This window comes from Streptomyces sp. CB02400, from assembly GCF_001905725.1.
GTDB classification, from domain to species: domain Bacteria; phylum Actinomycetota; class Actinomycetes; order Streptomycetales; family Streptomycetaceae; genus Streptomyces; species Streptomyces atrovirens.
Genome location: NZ_LIWB01000007.1, coordinates 150,404 through 169,435, shown reverse-complemented (window position 1 = coordinate 169,435; position 19,032 = coordinate 150,404). Strand labels below are relative to the sequence as shown.

Genomic DNA, 19,032 nt, shown 5'->3' with positions numbered 1-19,032 from the left:
CCGTCCACCCGCACCCGGAAGAACCCGCGCCGATGACCACCACCCTGTCCCCCTCCCCGGCCCGCCAGATCGTCCCGCCCGAGGACCGGTACGCCACCGAACTCGCCTTCCTCGCCGCCTACGACGACGGGCCGCGCCCGCCCGCCTGGCGGCTCAGCCCGCGCGCGGTCGTCACGTTCGTCATGGGCAGCGGGGGCCGGGCCCTGAAGCTCCCCGACGGCGCCGGGGCACCCGACGGAGTCCCGCACCGCCTGGTGATCGAGGACAAGTTCGTCGGCGACCGGGCACTGGTCGAGCGGTGCGTGGTGACCCTCGCCGGCGAGCGCGGTCTGCTGCTCGTCGGCGAACCCGGTACCGCCAAGTCGATGCTGTCGGAGCTGCTCTCCGCCGCCGTGTGCGGAACCAGCGGCCTGGTCGTGCAGGGCACCGCCGGCACCACCGAGGACCAGCTCAAGTACGGCTGGAACTACGCGCTGCTGCTGGCACAGGGCCCCACCCGCCAGGCGCTCGTGCCGTCCCCCGTCCTGACCGCCATGTCCAGGGGTGCGATCGCCCGCGTCGAGGAGGTCACCCGCTGCCTGCCCGAAGTGCAGGACTCGCTGGTGTCGTTGCTCTCCGAGCGGCGCATCGCCGTACCCGAACTGGCCGGCACCGAGGACGCGCTGGCGCACGCGGCACCCGGCTTCAACCTCATCGCCACCGCCAACCTCCGTGACAAGGGCGTCTCCGAGATGTCCGCGGCCCTCAAGCGCCGCTTCAACTTCGAGACCGTCGGCCCCATCGGCGACCTCGACGCGGAGACCGCGCTGGTGCGCGGCCAGGCGCGGGCGTCCGTGGAACGAGCCGGGGCGCCGTTCCAGGTCGACGACGCTGTGCTGGAGGCCCTGGTCACCGCGTTCCGGGACCTGCGCGAGGGCCGGTCGGCGGAGGGCTGGGAGGTGGAACGGCCGTCGACGGTGATGAGCACCGCCGAGGCCGTGTCCGTCGCCGGCGCGCTCGCGCTGGCGGCGGCCTACTTCCCGGGCGACCGCGACGTCCTCGGACTGCTGCCCGGCCATCTGCTCGGCGTGGTCCGCAAGGACGACCCCGCCGACGCCGCCCGGCTGCGCGGCTACTGGGACGGCCCCGTCCGGCGCCGTGCCGAGCAGGGCTCCGCCACCTGGCGCACCCTGTGGGACCTGCGCACGGTCCTGGAGGGCTGACGGCCGTGTCCCTCTCCCACGGGGCCGCCGCCCCGGACGGCCCGCCCGTCCCGCCCGACGAGGCGCTCGCCGCCCTCACCGGCCCGTCCGCGCCCTACCTCGTCGGCGTACGGCACCACGCGCCCTCCCTGGCCGCCGCCGTGCCCGCGCTGCTGGACGAGGCGGAGCCGGAGGTGCTGCTCGTCGAACTGCCCGCGGAGACGCAGCAGTGGCTGCCCTGGCTGGGGCACGAGGAGACCCGGGCCCCGGTGGCGCTCGCCGCCGCCCCCGGCGAGGGCGGCGACGGCGGGCCGGCGTTCTACCCGTTCGCCGACTTCTCGCCCGAACTGGCCGCCGTGCGCTGGGCCGTCCGGCACGGCGTACCGGTGGTCGCCTGCGACCTGCCGCTCGCCGACCGCGCCTGGACCGACGGACGCCGGGCCACGGGGACGGGGGCCGGCGGCCCCGGTCTCGCCACCGCGCTGCGCACCCGGCTGACGGGCCGCCCCGGGGACGACCTCTGGGACCGGCTCGTCGAGGCGACCGCCCCGGGCTCCCCGCCCGAGGCCCTGCGCCGGGCCGCCCTGCTCACCGGGTGGGCCCTGCGCGAGGACGCGGTCGCCTCGGGCGGCGTACCGGAGCTGGACCTGCGGCGCGAACGCTGGATGCGGGCCCGGCTGGCCGAGGCCACCGCAGGCGGCGAACGGGCCGCCGTGGTGGTCGGCGCCTTCCACGCCCCGGCACTCGTACGGCAGGACGCGGGGGAGGAGGACGCGACGGCCACGGACGAGCGACGGCCCGGGTGGAACACCTCGCTGATCCCGTACACCTACGCCCTCCTCGACGAGCGGTCCGGCTACCCGGCGGGCATCCGGGACCCGGAGTGGCAGGACATGGTCCTGCGCGCGGCGGGCGACCCGGCCGCGCTGGAGGAGGCGCTGACCCGGGCGGCCGTACGCGTCTGCGCCGAACTGAGGAGCCTCGGCCACCCCTCGGGACCGGCCGACGCCCGGGAGATCAGCCGGCTCGCCTCGGACCTCGCCCGGCTGCGCGGACTGCCCGCGGCGGGCCGCGGCGAACTGGTCGAAGCGGTCCAGACGGTGCTCGCACAGGGCGAGCCGTACGGGCGCGGCCGGGCCGTGGCACGGGCGATGGAGCGCGTGCTCGTCGGCACGCGCACCGGGCGTCCCGCCCCGGGGGCACCGCGCAGCGGACTCGTCCCCGCGGTCGAGGCCGAGCTGGCCCGGCTCGGCCTGCCCGGCCCGGAGGCGGGCGGCCCCGGCCCCGCGCGGGACCTGCGTCTCGACCCGCTGCGGTCCGACCTCGACCGGCGCCGTGAACTGCTGCTGCGCCGGCTGACGGTGTGCGGCGTGCCCTACGGGGAGGCCAGGGAGGTCGTCGGCGCGGGCGGCGCCGAGGCCCTCACCTCCCGCTGGGAGGTGCGCTGGACCCCCGCCACGGCGGCCGTGCTGACCGCGGCCGGAGTGCGCGGGGTCACCCCCGCGCAGGCCGCCGAAGGAGTCCTGCGCGAACGGCGCCGCCAGGAACGCGACGAGGGCGGACCGACCGCCGCACAGGCCCTCGAAGGGCTCGAACGGGCGGCGGAGTGCGGCCTGACCGGGCTCGCGGACGAACGGCTCGACGACGTCGCCGACGTCCTGCCCCGGGCCGGCACCCTGCCGGAACTCCTCGCCGGACTGGCCCTGCTCGACCGGCTGCGGGCCGGCCATGTCCCCGGGCTCCCCGCCGAGCCGGACCGTGGGCCCCGGGCCGCCGCAGCCGCGGAACTGCTCACGGCGGCGGCGGTGCGGCAGGTCGACGGACTGACCGGGTCCGAGGACCCCGCCGACGCCCACGCCCTGCTCGAACTCTCCCACCGCGCCGACCTGCTGGGCGGCATCCGGCTCACCGACGCCCTGGACCGCCTGTCCGCCGCCGGCTCCCCGCTGATGCGCGGCGCCGCCGGGGCCGTACGCGTCCTGCTCGGACACGAGGACGCCCGGGCCTTCGGCGACCGCGTGGCCTCCTGGGTCGACGGGGCCACCGACCCCGACTCCCGCGCCGCCCTCACCGCCCGGCTCGGCGGACTGCTGACCGCCGCCGGCCCCCTGCTGGAGGCGGCGGCCCCCGCGCTGGAGCCCCTGCTCACCCGGGTGACCGAGCTGCCCGACCGGGCGTTCCTCGACCGGCTCCCCGCACTGCGCGGCGGCTTCGACACCCTGAGCCCCGCGGCCCGCGACCGCCTCCTCACGGCCGTCGAGGAACGCCTCGGCACCACGCACGTCGCCGACACGGACGACGTCGACCCGGCCGCCCTCGCCACCTGGACCGAAGCGGACTTCGCGGCCCGCGAGACCCTGCGATCGCTCGGCCTGCTGCCCCCACCGGGCGGCGGTCCGGCGGAGGGCGCGCCGCAGCGCCCGGAGCGCGGTGCTCCGGAGGCCGCCCAGGAGCATGCCCTCGCCCCCGCCGACCGCTGGCGCCTCCTCCTCGGCCGCCGCGCCGACCGGCTGCCGCCGTCCGCGTCACCGCTCGCCACCGCGCTGGACGAGCTGTACGGCAGCGGACGCGGCGAAGGCAGCCGGGGAGACCTCACGGGCCCGGGAACCGGCGGAGGACGTCAGGCGCCGTACCCCGGAGTGCGGGAGTGGTCCGAGGAACTGGCCGCGCTGTTCGGGCCCGGCATCCGGGAGGAAGTGCTGGCGACCGCCGCCGCGTCGGGCCGCAGGGACGTCCTCGCCGAGCTGGACGCGGACGGCGTGCGGCCCTCGGTCGACCTCCTGCGCACCGTCCTGCGGCACGCGGGCGGACTGCCCGAGGCCCGGCTGGCCGCACTGCGCCCGCTCGTACGGCGGCTGGTCGACGCGCTGACCCGGCAGCTCGCCACCCGCCTGCGCCCCGCCCTGCACGGCACCGCCCTGCCCCGCCCCAGCAGACGGCCCGGCGGCGGACTGGACCTGCCCCGCACCCTGCGGGCCAACCTGGCGACCGCGCGCCGCGCCCCGGACGGCACGGTGCGGGTGATCCCCGAGCACCCGGTGTTCCGTACCCGGGCGCGCCGGGCCGCCGACTGGCGGCTGATCCTGGTCACGGACGTGTCGGGGTCCATGGAGGCGTCCACGGTGTGGGCCGCGCTGACCGCCTCCGTGCTGGCGGGGGTGCCGACCCTCTCCACCCACTTCCTGGCGTTCTCCACGGAGGTCATCGACCTCACCGGACACGTGGACGACCCGCTGTCGCTGCTGCTGGAGGTCAGCGTGGGCGGCGGCACCCACATCGCCGCGGGCCTGCGGCACGCGCGCGAGCTCGTCACCGTACCGTCGCGCACCCTCGTCGTGGTCGTCAGCGACTTCGAGGAGGGCTACCCGCTGGGCGGTCTGCTCGCCGAGGTCCGCGCACTGGTCGGAGCCGGCTGCCACGTCCTGGGCTGCGCGAGCCTCGACGACACGGGCCGGCCCCGCTACTCCACGGGCGTCGCCGGCCAGCTCGTCGCGGCCGGCATGCCCGTCGCCGCCCTCAGCCCGCTCGAACTCGCCCGCTGGGTAGGGGAGAAGATCGCATGAGCCCGGACCTGCCTCCGGTCGTCCCGTCCGTCACCGCCGAACTCGTCGCGGCGCTCTCGCCCCGGCTCCGCAAGCGGCTGGACGCGGGCGTGACCAAGCTCCTGGCACGTCCGGTCGTCCGGGAGGGCGACACCGTGCGGATCGCCGTCGACGACGAGACCGACGTCGTCCTGCGGGCGCCCGGTGGGACGGTGACCGGAGCGGACGCCATCCACTGCGGATGCCTGCTGGCCCCCGACTGCCTGCACCGCGCGGCGGCGGCCTCGGCCGCACCGGTCGCCGAGGAGACTCCGGCCCCCGCCGAGGCCACGGGAACGCGGGAAGAGACGGAGACGGCACCGACGGAGCCCGACGCCGCCACCCCCGGACAACGCGCCGCCGCACGGGCGGTGTTCGACGCGGCCGCAGCCGTCCTGGAAGCCGGCACCGACGGCGCCGGCGCCGTGCTCCAGGCGGAACTCCTGCACGCCGCGCACACCGCCCGCCTCGCCGGCCTCCCACGGGCCTGTGCCGCGGCGGTCTCCGTGGTGACCGGGGTGCGCGCGGCCCGCTCCGCCGACCCCGGACACCGCCTCACCGACCTCGCCGGCGCGCTGGCCGGAGTCCTGGGCGTCACCCACCGCCTTCCGCACGCCACCGGCCCGGACCTGACCGAACTGCGCGGCACGGTCCGGCAGCCGTACCGCCCGGACGGCTCCCTGCGGCTGTACGGGCTCTTCTCCGAGCCCGTCCTCACCGCGACCGGATACGCGGGCGCGGTCACCTGGACCGCCGACGCCGACGGACGCCTGTACACGGTCTCGGACGTGGCACCGGGCGGGCCCTCCCGGGCGGCCGGCGCCGCCGACCGGGCCGTACGGATCGGTGACACCACCCTGACCCACCGGGAACTGTCGCGCGCGGGGCTCGCCGTGTCCGGGGCCACCGTCTCCCCGACGGGCCGTCTCGGCGCGGGGGCGGGGGTGCGGGCGGTCCGCGCGTCCGGCGCCGCCTGGCGCGCCGAGCCGCTGGACCGGCTGTGGGCCGTACCCGCCGCCGAACAGGTGGCCCGGGCGCTGGACGGCGGACAGGACCTGCTGTTCCTGGAGGTGACCCTCGAGGGCACGGTGCGGGAGACGACGGGCGACTGTCTGCTGGCCGACTGCGGTGGCCTGCCCCTGCGGCTGGCCACCGCCCACGACGATCCCGCACTCCCTCACCGCGACAACCTCCGCCTGCTCGCCGCCGCCGGGGGCAGCCGGCTGCGGATCGTCGCGCGCCTGGCACCGGGGCCGTATCCCCGTGCCCTGCTGCTCGCCACCGAGCACCCCGCCGATCCCGGCGCCCGGGTGGACCTCGGTCTGGACCGCCTCCAGCACGCGGACCTGCCCACCGGCGCGGTCGCACCACCCGCGCGGGCCGTGTCCACCGGGGACGAGGCCCCGCTGCACCTGCTGCGCCGCCGCGTCCACCAGGCGGTGCCGGGAGGCCGCCGTGTCCTCGCCCTCGCCGGGAACCGGTCGGGCGACGGCACCCGGCTGCGCCGTCTCGGCCTCGCCACGGCGGGCGACCTCCTCGACGGCCTCCACACCGCCGCCGCGGACCGCTCCCGCGACACCTTCGGCCGCCTGCTCCCGGCCGACACCGGCCGCTTCGCCCGGGCCTGGCTCGCCGCCGCCGTCTACACCGACGCGGTCGAACGGGCACTGTGCGCGGCCGCCTGGGGAGCGTCCTCGGCCGAGGCGCGCGGTGCGTAGTCCGGCCGGCGTGCTCCGTCAGCGCAGGGCGTCGGTGGCGTACTCCCACAGACGGTCCGCGGCCCGCGGGTCGGGGGCGTGGGCCGCGACGCCGCCGACCGGCTCCTCGTCGCCGGTGACGGTCGGCGCCTCCTGGTTGTCCTCGAAATAGCGTCCGGTGACGCCGTCCACGAGAGGAGACGCGGCCGGCAGCACGGATGTCGCGGCGCCCTGGGCGGGCGTCTTGTAGCAGGGCTGCTCGATGATGTCGCCGTCGTCGTCCATCGTCCCCAGGGCCCGCATGGTGGCGTCGTCGACGTGGCGCTGCAGATCGGTGCTGATCCAGTTGGGGTTGAGCGCGTTGGCGGTGATGCCGTCGGCGGCCCACCGGCGGGCGCCCACGGCGAACAGGACGTCGGCGGTCTTGGACTGCGCGTACGCCGCCCAGCGGTCGTACGGGCGGCGGACGAAGTGCGGGTCGTCGAAGGCGAACGCCGCGTCGCGGTGGGCGCCGGAGCTGACGACGACGCGGGCGGCGCCGACGGCACGCAGATGGTCGTACAGCCCGACGACGAGGGCGAAGTGACCGAGGTGGCCGGTGGCCAGGTGCGGCTCCCAGCCCTCGGCGGTGACCCGACGGTCCGGAACCGCCATGACCCCGGCGTTGGCCACGAGGACGTCGAGCGGTCCACGCCATGCCCGTACGAAGGCGGCCACCGAGGAGAGATCGGCCAGGTCGACCGCCGCCACCCGCACCGCGCCCGCTCCGGGCACGGCGGCGAGGTCGCGGCCGAGGGGATCGGCCGCCGCCGGGTTCCGGGTGGCGACGGTGACCTCCGCTCCGGCGGTGGCCAGGGCGCGTACGGTCTCGACGCCGATGCCGGAGGCACCGCCGGTGACGATCACGCGACGTCCGGCGAGGTCCACACCGTCGACGACGTCGCCGGCGGTGGAGTGCGAGTGGAACGGTGTGGTCAGGCGGACGGCGTGGTTCACGGTCGGACCCTTCGTGCGGGTGACCGGCATCTCGCCCCGTGCGTACCGCAACCGGTACCAAGATTTTGAACGTGTTCAATTCCGGAGTAGTGTTGCCCTCACACGGAGGGGGAGGGCCGGATGAAGATCGTGATTCCCGGTGGGACCGGGCAGGTGGGCACCGTCCTGAAGCGTGCGCTGACCACGGCCGGGCACGAGGTCGTGGTGCTGACCAGACGGCCGGCGGGGCCCGGGGAGGTGTACTGGGACGGCAGGACACCGGGGCCGTGGACCGAGGTGGTCGACGGCAGTGATGTCGTGATCAACCTGGCCGGCCGCAGCGTGAACTGCCGCTACACCCCCGCCAACCTCCGGGCCATGATGGACTCACGGGTGCTCTCCACCCGTGTCGTGGGCGAGGCGATCGGCGCCGCGGCGCGCCCTCCGCGGGTCTGGCTCCAGATGAGCACCGCCACCGTCTACGCGCACCGCCTCGACGCGCCCAACGACGAGGACACCGGCGTGATCGGCGGGACGGAGGCCGCCGTGCCGGGCTACTGGTCCTACAGCGTGGACATCGCCAAGGCGTGGGAGCGGGAACAGGAACAGGCCGCGACTCCGCACACCCGCAAGGTGGCCCTGCGCTCCGCCATGGTGATGAGCCCCGACCGGGGCGGCGTCTTCGACGTCCTGTCGTGGATGGCCCGCCTCGGGCTCGGCGGCCCGGTCGCGGGCGGCACCCAGTACGTGTCGTGGATCCACGACCACGACTTCGTCCGCGCGGTCGAGTTCCTGGCCGACCGGGACGACCTCGCCGGCCCGGTGAACCTGGCCGCCCCCGGCCCCCTGCCGCACCGCGCGTTCATGCGTGCCCTGCGCACCGCGTGGCGTGTACCGGTGGGTCTGCCCGCGACGCGGTGGATGGCGGAAGCGGGCGCCCTCGTACTGCGCTCGGACACGGAACTGCTGCTCAAGAGCCGGCGGGTCGTCCCCGGCCGGCTGATCGAGGCGGGCTTCACCTTCACGTACCCGATGTGGCCGGAGGCCGCCCACGACCTGGTGGGGCGCCGGCGCGGCGGGCGACGGGGCACGAGCGGGACGTCACGCACCGGACGCCGGGCGGGTCGGCGGAGCGTCCTGGAACCGTAGTCGGCGAGGCGCCCGTCCCGGACCCGGCCGTACCGTCCGCTCCCCACGTGGCACCGGTAGGTCATCGGCCCACCGGACGATCCGTCAGGCGGCCTGGTGGACGACGAGCTTGAACTCCGCCAGGACGATGTCCCGCGCCACGCTGTCGTCATGGGTGGCGCGCACGGCGAGCGGGACGGCCGGGTCGACGAAGATGCCCCACTGCTTCGTCCAGCACTGCATGCCGGGACTCGGCGGCCGGTGCTCCGTCCCCGTGGTGTCGTCGGGAGTCGGAGTGAGACCGAGCGGATCCCGGACGAACTGGTCCCGCAGTTCGCCGTAGTTCCCGGCCTCCCACTGGATCATCGCGTACAGGACGCCCCAGCCGGCCGTGCTGGGCCATATCAGCCCGGACCGGTCGTCCGAGTCCCAGTCCGTGACCACGTACCCGTCCGGCTGGTTCACCTGGTGCATGGAGAACCGGTCGGTGGACTCCGCGGACCCGAACGGGAACCGTACGACCGTGTAGGGGCTGTTGGCCGGGACCGACTGCGGAGTGTCCCGCTTCAGGGAGCACACCTGCACTCCGGGCGAATCCGTCGCGTCGATGGGCATGGTTCGAATCTGCCCGTTCCCGGGCGGTTCGATGCGGCCCCGGCCTTCCGGACGTCAGACCGTGTGGGCGTAGGCCGGGTACGTCAGGTAACCCGCGTCGCCTCCCTGGTAGTAGGTGGCCTCGTCGACGGGCGCCATCGGGAGGCCGGTGCGCAGCCGCTCGACCAGGTCGGGGTTGGCGATGAAGGCGCGGCCGAAGCTGATGAGGTCGGCGCCCAGCCCGAGCCAGTGGTCGGCCTCGTCCCGCCCGGTCTGCTTCGGGCCCATCGGGACCACGGGGTTCATCACGAGGGTCCCCGGCCAGGCCCGGCGCAGACCGACCAGCACCTCTTCCTCGACCGTGGCCTCGAAGTGGACGTAGGCCACCTCCAGCCGGGCCAACTCGGCCAGCAGCGCGGCGTAGAGCTCGGGGACGTCGGTCTCCTCCACGCCCCAGAACGTCCCGCCCGGGGAGAGACGGATACCGGTCCGCGCCGCGCCGACGGCCTCGACGGTCGCGGACACCGCCTCGACGGCGAACCGGATCCGGTTGGCCACCGAGCCTCCGTAACGGTCCGTGCGCACATTGGCGTTCGAGGAGAGGAACTGCGAGATCAGATAGCCGTTGGCGCCGTGCAGCTCCACGCCGTCGAAACCGGCGTCGACGGCACGGCGGGCGGCCTCGGCGTACGACAGGGCGTGCTCGGGCACCTCGGCGGTGTCCAGGGCGCGCGGCATCGGCGCGGGCTTGGGCCCGGCCGGGGTGAACACGTCACCGACGGCCGGGACGGCCGACGGCCCGACGGGCCGCATACCGGTGGTGTCGGGGTGCGACACCCGCCCGCCGTGCATGAGCTGGGCGAAGATCCGGCCGCCGTTGGCGTGCACGGCGGCGGTCACCGGGCGCCACGCGGCGACCTGCTCACCGGTGTGCAGTCCCGGCGTGCCCGGATTCGACTGTCCGACCAGGCTCGGCTGCACCCCCTCGGAGACGATCAGCCCGGCCGTCGCACGCTGGGCGTAGTACGTCGCCATCGACGGTGTCGCCAGCCCCTCCGGGGTGGCCCGGACACGTGACATCGGGGCCATCACCACCCGGTTGGGCAGCCTCAGGTCACCGAGCTGATAACTGTCGAGAAGATGTGTCACGGCAGACTCCGTTGCGATCCGTAGAACCCGTGTTTCGGGCTCGGCGGTTACGCTAAAACCTCACATCGATGTGAGAGGCAAGTCCGGTGCCGAGAGGCGCGGCTGGGAGGGACACATGCGTATCGGGGAGCTCGCGTCACGAACAGGGGTCAGCGTCCGGTCCCTGCGCTACTACGAGGAGCAGGGGCTGCTCGCCAGCACCCGCAGCGCCAGCGGGCAGCGGCACTACACGGAGGACGCGGTGGAGCGGGTCGCGTTCATCCAGCGGTTGTTCGCCGCGGGCCTGTCCAGCCGCACCGTCCTCGAACTGCTGCCCTGTACCGACGCGCCCAGCGAGGAGAACTCCGACGCCGCGCTGGAGCGGATGGCCCAGGAGCGCGACCGGCTCTCCGAGCACATCGCCGACCTCGTACGCACCCGGGAGACGCTCGACGGACTGGTGATCGTGGCCCGGAAGTACCGGGACGGCCTGCGCGCCGCGCCGGCCGCCGGCGGGGCGTGACCTCCGTGGCCGACGAGGCGGCGCACCTCGCCGTGCCGTACGGTCCGGCGCGGAAACGAGGTGCGGCCGGCGGTGGCCGTCTCCTACCGTGCGGCCATGCGCGTCGTTTTCACCAAGGGCCCCGGCACGAGCTACGACATCGCGGTGCACCGTGAGACCGGGGCGGCGCTCGCCCCGCGCAACGGGCCCGGCGGGCACCCGTACCTGCCGCACGACCTGGTGCACTTCCTGGTCGAGGCGGAGGCGGGCATCGGACTCGGGGTCTACGGGCGGCTGGCCGCCGGTGACAACGGCCTGTTCTGGCCCGCCGACCCCGCGGAACGCGCCAAGGCCGCGAGGCGCCGCAAGTCCAGGCCGGTGAAGCCGTCCCCCCGGGCGCGGGCGGACATGGCCCTGTCGGAGCACCTGGCGGGCATCGCCGTACCCGTGTGGGAGGTGCGGCGCGGTCATGCGCGGCAGCTGCCGGCGTATGTGACGGCGGGTGGGATTCCCCCGGTGGTCGACCGGATCGTGTCCCGGTTCGACGAGTACGCCGACCGCTGGCACACACTGCCGGTCGGCGGCTCACTGACGCTGACGTGGTGAGGAGTTCACCGGCGTGCGGCGCGGTTGTGGCGGACGGAGGAGTAGAACGACGCGCTGATGAGCGTGACGCCGATGAGGCCGGTGACGATGTCGTTGATCTCGTACTGGATGCTGACGAGAAGGATGAGGGCGAGCGCACCGATCGCGTAGTGGGCGCCGTGTTCGAGGTAGACGTAGTCGTCGAGGGTGCCCTGGCGGACCAGGTACACGGTCAGGGACCGGACGTACATGGCGCCGATGCCCAGGCCGAGGGCCATCAGGACGATGTCGTTGGTGATGGCGAAGGCGCCGATGACGCCGTCGAAGGAGAAGGACGCGTCCAGGACCTCCAGATAGAGGAAGGTGAAGAAGGCGGCTCTGCCCGCCAGGGCGACCGCCGGCCGCCCCGCCCCGGCGTCCTCGGACCGTTGCCCGGCGGGCTCCCCGGCCTCCTCGGCGGCCAGCCTGCTCTCGAAGAAGCCGGAGAGCCCGCCCACGACCAGATAGGTGATCAGTCCCGCGACGCCCGAGACGAGAACCGTCTGGGCCTTGTCGGCATGCTCGCCGCCGTGCTGGTGGGCGTGGGCGGCGAATGTCACGGCGGTGACGAGGAGGACCCCGAGGGCGACGCAGACCGACAGCATGTCGATCCGGCCGAGCCTGGCCAACGGCCGTTCGACCGGGCCGAGCCACTTGACCTCGCGGTCCTCCAGGACGAAGTCGAGGAAGATCATCAACAGGAACATCCCGCCGAACGCGGCGATCGACGGGTGCGCGTCGGTGACGAGTTCCTGATAGCGGTCCTTGTCGGTGAGCGCGAGGTGGACGGCCTCGGTCGGCGCGAGCCGCGCGCTGACGGCGACGATGACGATGGGGAAGAGCAGCCGCATGCCGAAGACGGCGATCAGGATGCCGATGGTGAGGAAGATCTTCTGCCAGAAGGCGTTGAGCTTCTTGAGGATGCCGGCGTTGATCACCGCGTTGTCGAAGGACAGCGACACCTCCAGAACGGCGAGGACGGCGACCAGCCCCAGAGCCGTCCAGCCGTCATAGAGCACTCCGGCGGTCAGGCCGAGGCCCGTGACGGCGAAGGCCCAGCGGAACGTCTTCAGCAGCACGCGGCACTCCCCACTCTCTCGTCGCGCTCGTCGCCGGACGACGGGCCCCGTTCCAGTGCCCCTCTCAGTGATGTCTACTACGCCGGTGCCGCGGAAGAGCGGCCGACACCGCGCCTGCGGCCCGTCGACCGCACGCGGGTCACCGCGTGACGTCCAGTACGAGCTTGCCGCGGGTGCGGTTGGTCTCGCCCCGGCGGTGTGCCTCGGCGGCCTGTTCCAGCGCGAACACGTGCTCGACCTCGACCCGGACCGCTCCCGCGTCGACCAGGCCGGCGATGGTGGTCAGGGCCGCGCCGTCCGGCTCGACCAGAAGCGGGCTGGTGCGCACCCCGGCCTGCCCGGCCGCGGCGGCGAGCGCCGGGGAGACACCGCCCGGGACGGAGACGACCAGGCCGCCGGGCCGGGTCACCGCCACCGACCGCACGTCGGTGGCGTCGAGGCCACCGATCAGGTCGATGACGACATCGACCCCGCCGGCCACGTCCTCGAACCGCTGCCGGGTGTAGTCGATCGTCTCGTCGGCACCCAGCTCCTTGAGCCAGGCGTGCCGGGACTCGCGGGCGGTCGCGACCACTTCGGCGCCCAGATGCCTGGCCATCTGCACCGCCAGATGCCCGACACCGCCGGCCGCGGCGTGCACCAGTACCCGCTGGCCGGCCCGGACACCCGCGGTGTCGACCAGCGCGTGCCACGCGGTGAGCGCCGCGAGGGGCAGGGCGGCGGCCTCGGGGTGCCCGACCGAGGCGGGCTTGCGCGCGAACTGGCGCGACGGCGCCGTCACGTACTCGGCGTAACCGCCGGCCGGGCGCGGGAACCAGGGCATCGCGTACACCTCGTCACCGGGCGCGAGCGTGGTGACGCCGAAACCGACCTCCTCGACGACTCCGGAGACGTCCCAGCCGAGGACCAGCGGCAGCGTCTGCAGTCCCGCCATGCCCTGTCCCGCGCGGGTCTTCCAGTCCACCGGGTTGATCCCGGCGGCGTGCACCCGCACCAGCACCTCGGTCGGCAGCGGTTCGGGACGCGCGACCCGCCCGACGGTCAGCACCTCCGGCCCGCCGAACTCGCTGATGGTGACGGCACGCATGGTGCGCTCGCTCATGCTCTCCTCGTTTCCTGTCCGTTCCGCGTGTGCGAAGACCGGGCCGGGCCCGGTGATCACCAGCCTCGTCCCGTACCCCCGGACGGAGTGAGTGGCCGGAGGGCCACCTGTCGTACCATTCCGGCCATGGTGCATCGCATTGCCGTTCTCGCTCTCGAAGGCGTCCTCGCCATGGACCTCGGGATCGCCTCGCGCGTGTTCGACGCGGCGTGCGATCCGTTCGGCGCGCCGCTGTACTCCGTGACGACCTGCTCGCTCGGCGGCCGGCCCGTCCGCACCCACGAGGGCTTCCGGATCGTCGTCGACGACGACGAGTCCCTCCTGGAGCGCGTGGACACCGTGGTGATCGCCACCCAGGAGCCCGAGAGGCATCTGCTCGCCACCGGCGAACTGCCCGCGGAGGTCGCCGGGGCGTTCGCCCGGATCGGTCCGCGCACCCGTGTCGTCAGCCTGTGCACCTCGGCGTTCCTGCTCGCGGCAGCCGGACTGCTGGACGGCCTGCGGGCCACCACCCACTGGGTGCTCTGCGACGCGTTCGCGCGGCGATTCCCCCGGGTCGAGGTCGACCCGGACGTCCTGTTCGTCGACAACGGACGCATCCTGACCTCGGCGGGCGGCGCCGCCGGCATCGACGTGTGCCTGCACCTGATCCGCCGGGACCACGGAGCGGCGGTGGCCGGCGCGGCGGCACGCCGGTGCGTGGTCGCGCCGTGGCGCGAGGGCGGGCAGGCGCAGTTCATCGAACACCCGGTGCCGAAGGACGCCGACCGTTCCACCTCGGCCACCCGGCAGTGGGCCCTGAACCGGCTGGCCGAACCCCTGACGTTGGAGGACCTGGCCCGGCACGCGCACATGAGCGTACGCACCTTCACCCGGCGGTTCCGCAACGAGGTGGGCACCAGCCCCCTCCAGTGGCTGCTGCAGTGCCGGCTGAACCAGGCGCGCCGGCTGCTGGAGTCCACCGATCTGACCGTCGCGCGCGTGGCCACGGCGAGCGGCTTCGGCGACGCCGTCGCCCTGCGCAAGCACTTCTCCACCCACCTCGGCCTGTCCCCGCTGGCCTACCGCCGTGCCCACAACGCCCCGGACCTGACAGCGACGGGATGAACGCCCCCGGGTGACGCCCGGGACGCCCGCGGTATGACCGGTGACCGGTTCGGGTGAACCCCGAACCGGATGCGCTTACACCCGCGACAACGCCCGGGGAGGTCCGCGAGCAGCCGCCCGACTGCCCTGCTCGGAGGACCCGTTGCGTCGCCCTCGGCCGCCCTGGCCGCCGTACTGCCCGGCCACGTCTGCTTCTGGCCCGAACCCGACCGGATGGGCGAGGGGTGGTGTTACCGACCGGACCGTCTACGCCCGCGCTTCCCGCGCGGCGGACCGTGTCTGCGACGCGCGCTTCACGGCGGCGGCCACTCCCTGGACCGGGAGTCGGAACAAGTTCGACGAGATCGACCAGGAGGCCGCTCGCCGCCGTCTGTCCGCCGACCGCTCTGACCGGTTGTACGGCTTTACCGGAGAGGCCGAGACTCCTCCTGGGCCAACCACGGCATCTCGGGTGCGGGCGTCGAGGACCATGCGCAGGTGCCCGAGGACGCCATTCAAGGGCCGTCCACGGGCGGGGACATGACGATCTGTCTCGCCCCCGGCCAGGCGGTGAGCTTCAACGGCGCCGCCAACGACCGCGCTGACGCTCACGTTCGGGACGAGGACTGCGTGGAGTGACCGCGCCGTGCGGGAGTCAGCGGCGCCGACGGCGTACGAGGCGGCGGAACGCCTTCGGCCCGCCGGCCGGTGCGGGCAGGGTGCCCGCCACCGCGTCGGCCAGCAGGGAACCGACGGTCTCCGCCGCACAGGCGCGGTTGGCGCCGATGCCTCCCGACGGCCCGCGTTTGATCCAGCCGACGACGTACGTCCCGGGCCGGCCGGTCACCCGGCCGCCCTGGTGCGGCACGGTCCCCGTGGCCTCGTCGAACGGCAGCCCCGCCTGGGCCACCCCGCGGTAGCCGACCGCCCGCAGGACCAGGCCGGCCGGGATCTCCGGCTCGGCGGTGCCGCCGGTGACCCGCACGGCACGCGTGTCCTCGCCCCCGCACACCGCCACAGGGGAGGAGAGGAAGCGGAACACGATACGCCGCCGCCGTCCCGACGTACCCGGCGACAGGGACCAGTCGACGGCCTCCCGGGCCACCCCCCGCAGCACCGCCGCCTTGTCCCCCGGACCGGCGGCGTCGATCGCCGCACCGATGCGCGGATCGTGGTCGTCGATGAGCAGATCCACCCCGGGAAGGTGCTTCAGGGCGAGCAACTCGGGTCTGGTGTACGCCGCGTGCTCCGGCCCGCGGCGCCCGAGCAGCACCACCTCGCGCACCTTGCTGCGGCGCAGCTCCGCCAGCGCGTGGCCGGCGATCCCGGTGCCGGCCAGCGTCTCCGGATCGCAGACGAGGATCCGCGCGACGTCGAGGGCGACGTTGCCGTTGCCGACCACGACGACCCGCTCGGACGACAGGCCGACGGCGTCCGCGGCGACCTCCGGATGCGCGTTGTACCAGGCGACGAAGGTGGTCGCGGAGACGCTGCCCGGCCGGTCCTCGCCCGGAATGCCCAGCCGCCGGTCCGTGGCGGCGCCCACCGCGTAGATCACGGCGTCGTGGTGGGCGGCGAGTTCCTCCGCGGTGACGTGGGTGCCCACGTCGAGGTCCAGGTAGGTCCGCGCGCGCGGATGGGTGAGGAACCGGGCGAAACTCTCGCCCACCTTCTTGGTGGCCGGATGGTCCGGTGCCACGCCGTACCGGACGAGCCCGCCGGCGACCGGAAGCCGGTCGACGAGCGTCACCTCGGCCCGGGTGTGCAGCAGCAGGTCCTTGGCGGCGTACATGCCGGCCGGGCCGGTGCCGACGATCGCGACCCGCAGCGGCCCGAAGTCCGAGGGCAGCACCCGGTCGAAGGACGGCTCGCCCCAGGCGTGGAAGTTCGGCCCCGAACGCGCCGGTGACTTTGTCCCCTCGGGGAAGTCCTGCTCGAAGTAGGCCGCGTTGATCCGCGCGTACTCCCGCTGCCCGCCGGTCAGCCGGTCGAGCGGGAGGACGGCGTCCACCGGGCAGGCGTCGGCGCAGGCACCGCAGTCGATGCAGCTCTTCGGGTCGATGTGCAGCATCTCCGTGCTGCCGAAGGCCCGTTCCTCGGGCGTGGGGTGAATGCAGTTGACCGGGCAGACGGACACACAGGTGGCGTCGCTGCAGCAGGTCTGGGTGATCGCGAAGGCCATGGTCGTCCACTCCGCTGAAGGCCGGGGCAGGTGCAGGGTGAGGGTCGTCAGATGAGGTGGGCGCGCTTGTAGAAGTGGAGCGCGGGCCGGGTGAGCAGTCCCACCGAGGCCAGGAACTCCATCAGGCCCGAACAGCTCGCCCGCATCATCGACTTGTGGTGCTCGTTGGCCTTCGCCTCACGCAGGGCGCGTGCCTCGTCCAGGCCGGCGTTCGCGTAGACCTTCCGGTTCACCATGCTGGTGACGATGACGTAGGCCGCGACGGCGATCAGCAGGGCGTGGATCCGGCGGCGCAGCCGTCCGGCACGCGCGAGGTGCCTGCGTGTCTCGTCGCGGGCGAACTTCATGTGCCGGGATTCCTCGACGACATGGATGTTGTTGATGGTGCGGACGAAGGGCACGACCCGCTCGTCGCGCATCCAGTCGCGCTGCATGACGTCGAGGACCTCCTCGGCGACCAGGATCGCCGCGTACGCGGCCTCACCGAAGGCGACGGTCTTGAAGAACCGGCCGAGTTCCAGCGCGACCCGGTGCGGCCGGTAGGCCGGCGCCCGGAGCTTCTTCGCCCCGCGGGCGAACATGATCGAGTGCCGGCACTCGTCGGCTATCTCGGTGAGCGCCCACTGGACGGTGTCGTCCGTCGGGTCCTTGGCGTAGATGTCCCGCAGCACCATCTGCTGCAGGATCATCTCGAACCAGATGCCGGTGCTGGCGACGGACGCCGCCTCCTGACGCGTCAGCTCCTTGCGCTGCGCCTCGGTCAGCTCGTCCCAGTACGCCGTCCCGTAGAGCGTGCTCCACTCCGGGCTGGCGCCGTGGAAGTCCGTGTCGAGCGGCGTGTCCCAGTCGACCTCGGTGAGCGGGTCGTAGGAGAGCTGCGCGGACGAGTCCAGCAGCCGCCGGGCCGCGCCGTCGTCGGAGGTCCTGTTCCCCATGCCGAGGGCTCCTCGCATCGAGTCCGATCAGTATTACCGCGGGTAACCATCCCGCCTTGCTGACGAACTGTATAGCAAGAGGAGTCGCGTTCCTACCCCCAAGTAGCAAAGGGCCGTCGCTGGGACACCGGCCCCCTGGTCAGGCGCGGCGGGACCGGACCACGAGGGCCGTGCCACCGGCGACGGCCAGGACCGCCACGCCGCCGAGGGCCGCGGCCCCCTTGCTCGCGCCGGTCGTGGCGAGGGCGGGACGGGAGCCGTGCGCCGCCCGCAGGATCAGGTCGGTCACGTCGTCCGGGTCGGTCTCCAGCACCGCGTGCGGGGCGTCGACCTCGATGGTGGTCGAGCCGGCCCGCTCGGCCATGAAGCGCAGGTTGTCCGTGCCGATGGTGCGGTCGTCGGTGGCGACGAGATACCAGGACGGGATCGTCTTCCAGGCGACCGCCCGGGTCACTTCGGCGCTGGTCGCCACGTGTGCGGGGCGCTGCCTGGCGGCCAGCACGGCGGCCCGGCCCGCCTCCAGCCGGTCGCTCAGGAAGACGTCACTGAACTTGTCCGGCTTGATGTACGTGTCGACGTCGGCCGGGCCACCGCCGAGCGGAACCGCGGCCAGGGCGGTGGGGAGGGGGGCGTCGGGGTCGTCCGTCAGATGGCTGCCGGGGTGCTTGGCGGCCAGCTCCAGGGCCGTCTCGCCCTTGTCCGGCGCGAACGCCGCGATGTAGACGAGGGACTTGACGTCAGGGTTGCCGGCCGCCGCGTTGGTGATGACGGCGCCACCGTAGGAGTGGCCGACGAGGACGACCGGGCCCTCGATCGTCTTCAGCCGGGCGGCCAGGTAGGCGGAGTCGCCGGTGAGGCCGCGCAGCGGGTTCGCGGTGGCGACCACCGGATACCCTTCCGCCCGCAGGCTCCGGATGACCTCGTCCCAGCCCGAGTCGTCCGCCCAGGCACCGTGCACCAGCACGACGGTCGGCTTGGCGCCCGCGCCGGAGCCGGCACTCCCGCCGCTCTCGGATGCCGGGGACGGACCGGCGGCCATCAGGACCGCGGCGGGGACGAGGAGGGCCAGGGGGAGTGACCGCCGGGCGGAGACGTGCCGTATGAACTTCATGACAGCTCTCTCTTCGAGGGGAACGACTGCTGTCACGACACTGCATGCGGCCGAGTGGCCCAGCACCGTCAGAGGGGCCGGGCGAGTGAACGGGCCGCCCCCACGGTCGTCTCCACGCGACCGGTCC

At 74.1% G+C, this 19,032-nt stretch carries 15 protein-coding genes; 7 read left to right on the top strand and 8 right to left on the bottom strand.

Features of this window, described 5'->3' with window-relative positions; all coding sequences use genetic code 11:
- Window positions 1-32: 32 nt before the first annotated feature.
- From AMK33_RS18925 to AMK33_RS18915, 3 genes are read left to right on the top strand one after another with little or no spacing between them, the layout of a single operon-like run.
- On the top strand, window positions 33-1,202 hold the full coding sequence (locus AMK33_RS18925; protein WP_073934012.1) for an ATP-binding protein: 1,170 nt from the start codon (window positions 33-35) through the stop codon (window positions 1,200-1,202).
- Window positions 1,199-4,744: a vWA domain-containing protein gene (locus AMK33_RS18920; RefSeq protein WP_107425157.1), complete on the top strand. Its 3,546-nt coding sequence runs from the start codon at window positions 1,199-1,201 to the stop codon at window positions 4,742-4,744. Before AMK33_RS18925 ends, AMK33_RS18920 begins: the two co-directional genes overlap by 4 nt.
- Window positions 4,741-6,480: a hypothetical protein gene (locus tag AMK33_RS18915; RefSeq protein WP_073934010.1), complete on the top strand. Its 1,740-nt coding sequence runs from the start codon at window positions 4,741-4,743 to the stop codon at window positions 6,478-6,480. Before AMK33_RS18920 ends, AMK33_RS18915 begins: the two co-directional genes overlap by 4 nt.
- Window positions 6,481-6,498: 18 nt before the next feature.
- On the opposite strand, the gene AMK33_RS18910 is transcribed toward AMK33_RS18915, so the two are convergent.
- Complete coding sequence (locus AMK33_RS18910) at window positions 6,499-7,455, bottom strand: SDR family NAD(P)-dependent oxidoreductase (RefSeq protein WP_443030921.1); 957 nt, start codon at window positions 7,453-7,455, stop codon at window positions 6,499-6,501.
- Between the two features lie 120 nt (window positions 7,456-7,575).
- Between AMK33_RS18910 and AMK33_RS18905 the strand changes: the two genes are divergently transcribed.
- Window positions 7,576-8,583 carry an epimerase gene (locus tag AMK33_RS18905; RefSeq protein ID WP_073934009.1) on the top strand — a complete coding sequence of 336 codons (1,008 nt, stop codon included), beginning with the start codon at window positions 7,576-7,578 and terminating at the stop codon, window positions 8,581-8,583.
- An 84-nt stretch (window positions 8,584-8,667) separates the two neighbouring features.
- Here the strand turns inward: AMK33_RS18905 and AMK33_RS18900 are convergent, their stop codons facing one another.
- Window positions 8,668-9,177 carry a hypothetical protein gene (locus tag AMK33_RS18900; RefSeq protein ID WP_073934008.1) on the bottom strand — a complete coding sequence of 170 codons (510 nt, stop codon included), beginning with the start codon at window positions 9,175-9,177 and terminating at the stop codon, window positions 8,668-8,670.
- A 54-nt stretch (window positions 9,178-9,231) separates the two neighbouring features.
- Window positions 9,232-10,305 carry an alkene reductase gene (locus AMK33_RS18895; RefSeq protein WP_073934007.1) on the bottom strand — a complete coding sequence of 358 codons (1,074 nt, stop codon included), beginning with the start codon at window positions 10,303-10,305 and terminating at the stop codon, window positions 9,232-9,234.
- A 115-nt stretch (window positions 10,306-10,420) separates the two neighbouring features.
- Between AMK33_RS18895 and AMK33_RS18890 the strand changes: the two genes are divergently transcribed.
- Both AMK33_RS18890 and AMK33_RS18885 read left to right on the top strand, forming a co-directional pair.
- Window positions 10,421-10,807, top strand: a complete 387-nt coding sequence (locus tag AMK33_RS18890) for a MerR family transcriptional regulator (protein WP_073934006.1) — start codon at window positions 10,421-10,423, stop codon at window positions 10,805-10,807.
- 96 nt (window positions 10,808-10,903) lie between these two features.
- Window positions 10,904-11,392, top strand: a complete 489-nt coding sequence (locus AMK33_RS18885) for a hypothetical protein (RefSeq protein ID WP_073934195.1) — start codon at window positions 10,904-10,906, stop codon at window positions 11,390-11,392.
- Between the two features lie 5 nt (window positions 11,393-11,397).
- Here the strand turns inward: AMK33_RS18885 and AMK33_RS18880 are convergent, their stop codons facing one another.
- Both AMK33_RS18880 and AMK33_RS18875 read right to left on the bottom strand, forming a co-directional pair.
- Complete coding sequence (locus tag AMK33_RS18880) at window positions 11,398-12,489, bottom strand: DUF475 domain-containing protein (RefSeq protein WP_073934005.1); 1,092 nt, start codon at window positions 12,487-12,489, stop codon at window positions 11,398-11,400.
- 139 nt (window positions 12,490-12,628) lie between these two features.
- Window positions 12,629-13,591 carry an NADP-dependent oxidoreductase gene (locus AMK33_RS18875; protein WP_073934194.1) on the bottom strand — a complete coding sequence of 321 codons (963 nt, stop codon included), beginning with the start codon at window positions 13,589-13,591 and terminating at the stop codon, window positions 12,629-12,631.
- A gap of 126 nt (window positions 13,592-13,717) precedes the next feature.
- On the opposite strand from AMK33_RS18875, the gene AMK33_RS18870 reads away from it, so the two are divergent.
- A complete protein-coding gene (locus AMK33_RS18870; RefSeq protein ID WP_073934004.1) occupies window positions 13,718-14,698 on the top strand; it encodes a GlxA family transcriptional regulator in 981 nt (326 codons plus the stop codon).
- A gap of 634 nt (window positions 14,699-15,332) precedes the next feature.
- Here the strand turns inward: AMK33_RS18870 and AMK33_RS18865 are convergent.
- The 3 genes from AMK33_RS18865 to AMK33_RS18855 form a co-directional block, all read right to left on the bottom strand.
- Entirely contained in the window at window positions 15,333-16,859 is a 1,527-nt protein-coding gene (locus AMK33_RS18865; protein ID WP_073934003.1) for an FAD-dependent oxidoreductase, read from the bottom strand.
- 47 nt (window positions 16,860-16,906) lie between these two features.
- Window positions 16,907-17,794, bottom strand: coding sequence for an AurF N-oxygenase family protein (locus AMK33_RS18860; RefSeq protein ID WP_235618134.1), 888 nt, complete (start codon window positions 17,792-17,794; stop codon window positions 16,907-16,909).
- 139 nt (window positions 17,795-17,933) lie between these two features.
- On the bottom strand, window positions 17,934-18,905 hold the full coding sequence (locus tag AMK33_RS18855; protein WP_073934001.1) for an alpha/beta fold hydrolase: 972 nt from the start codon (window positions 18,903-18,905) through the stop codon (window positions 17,934-17,936).
- Window positions 18,906-19,032: the final 127 nt, after the last annotated feature.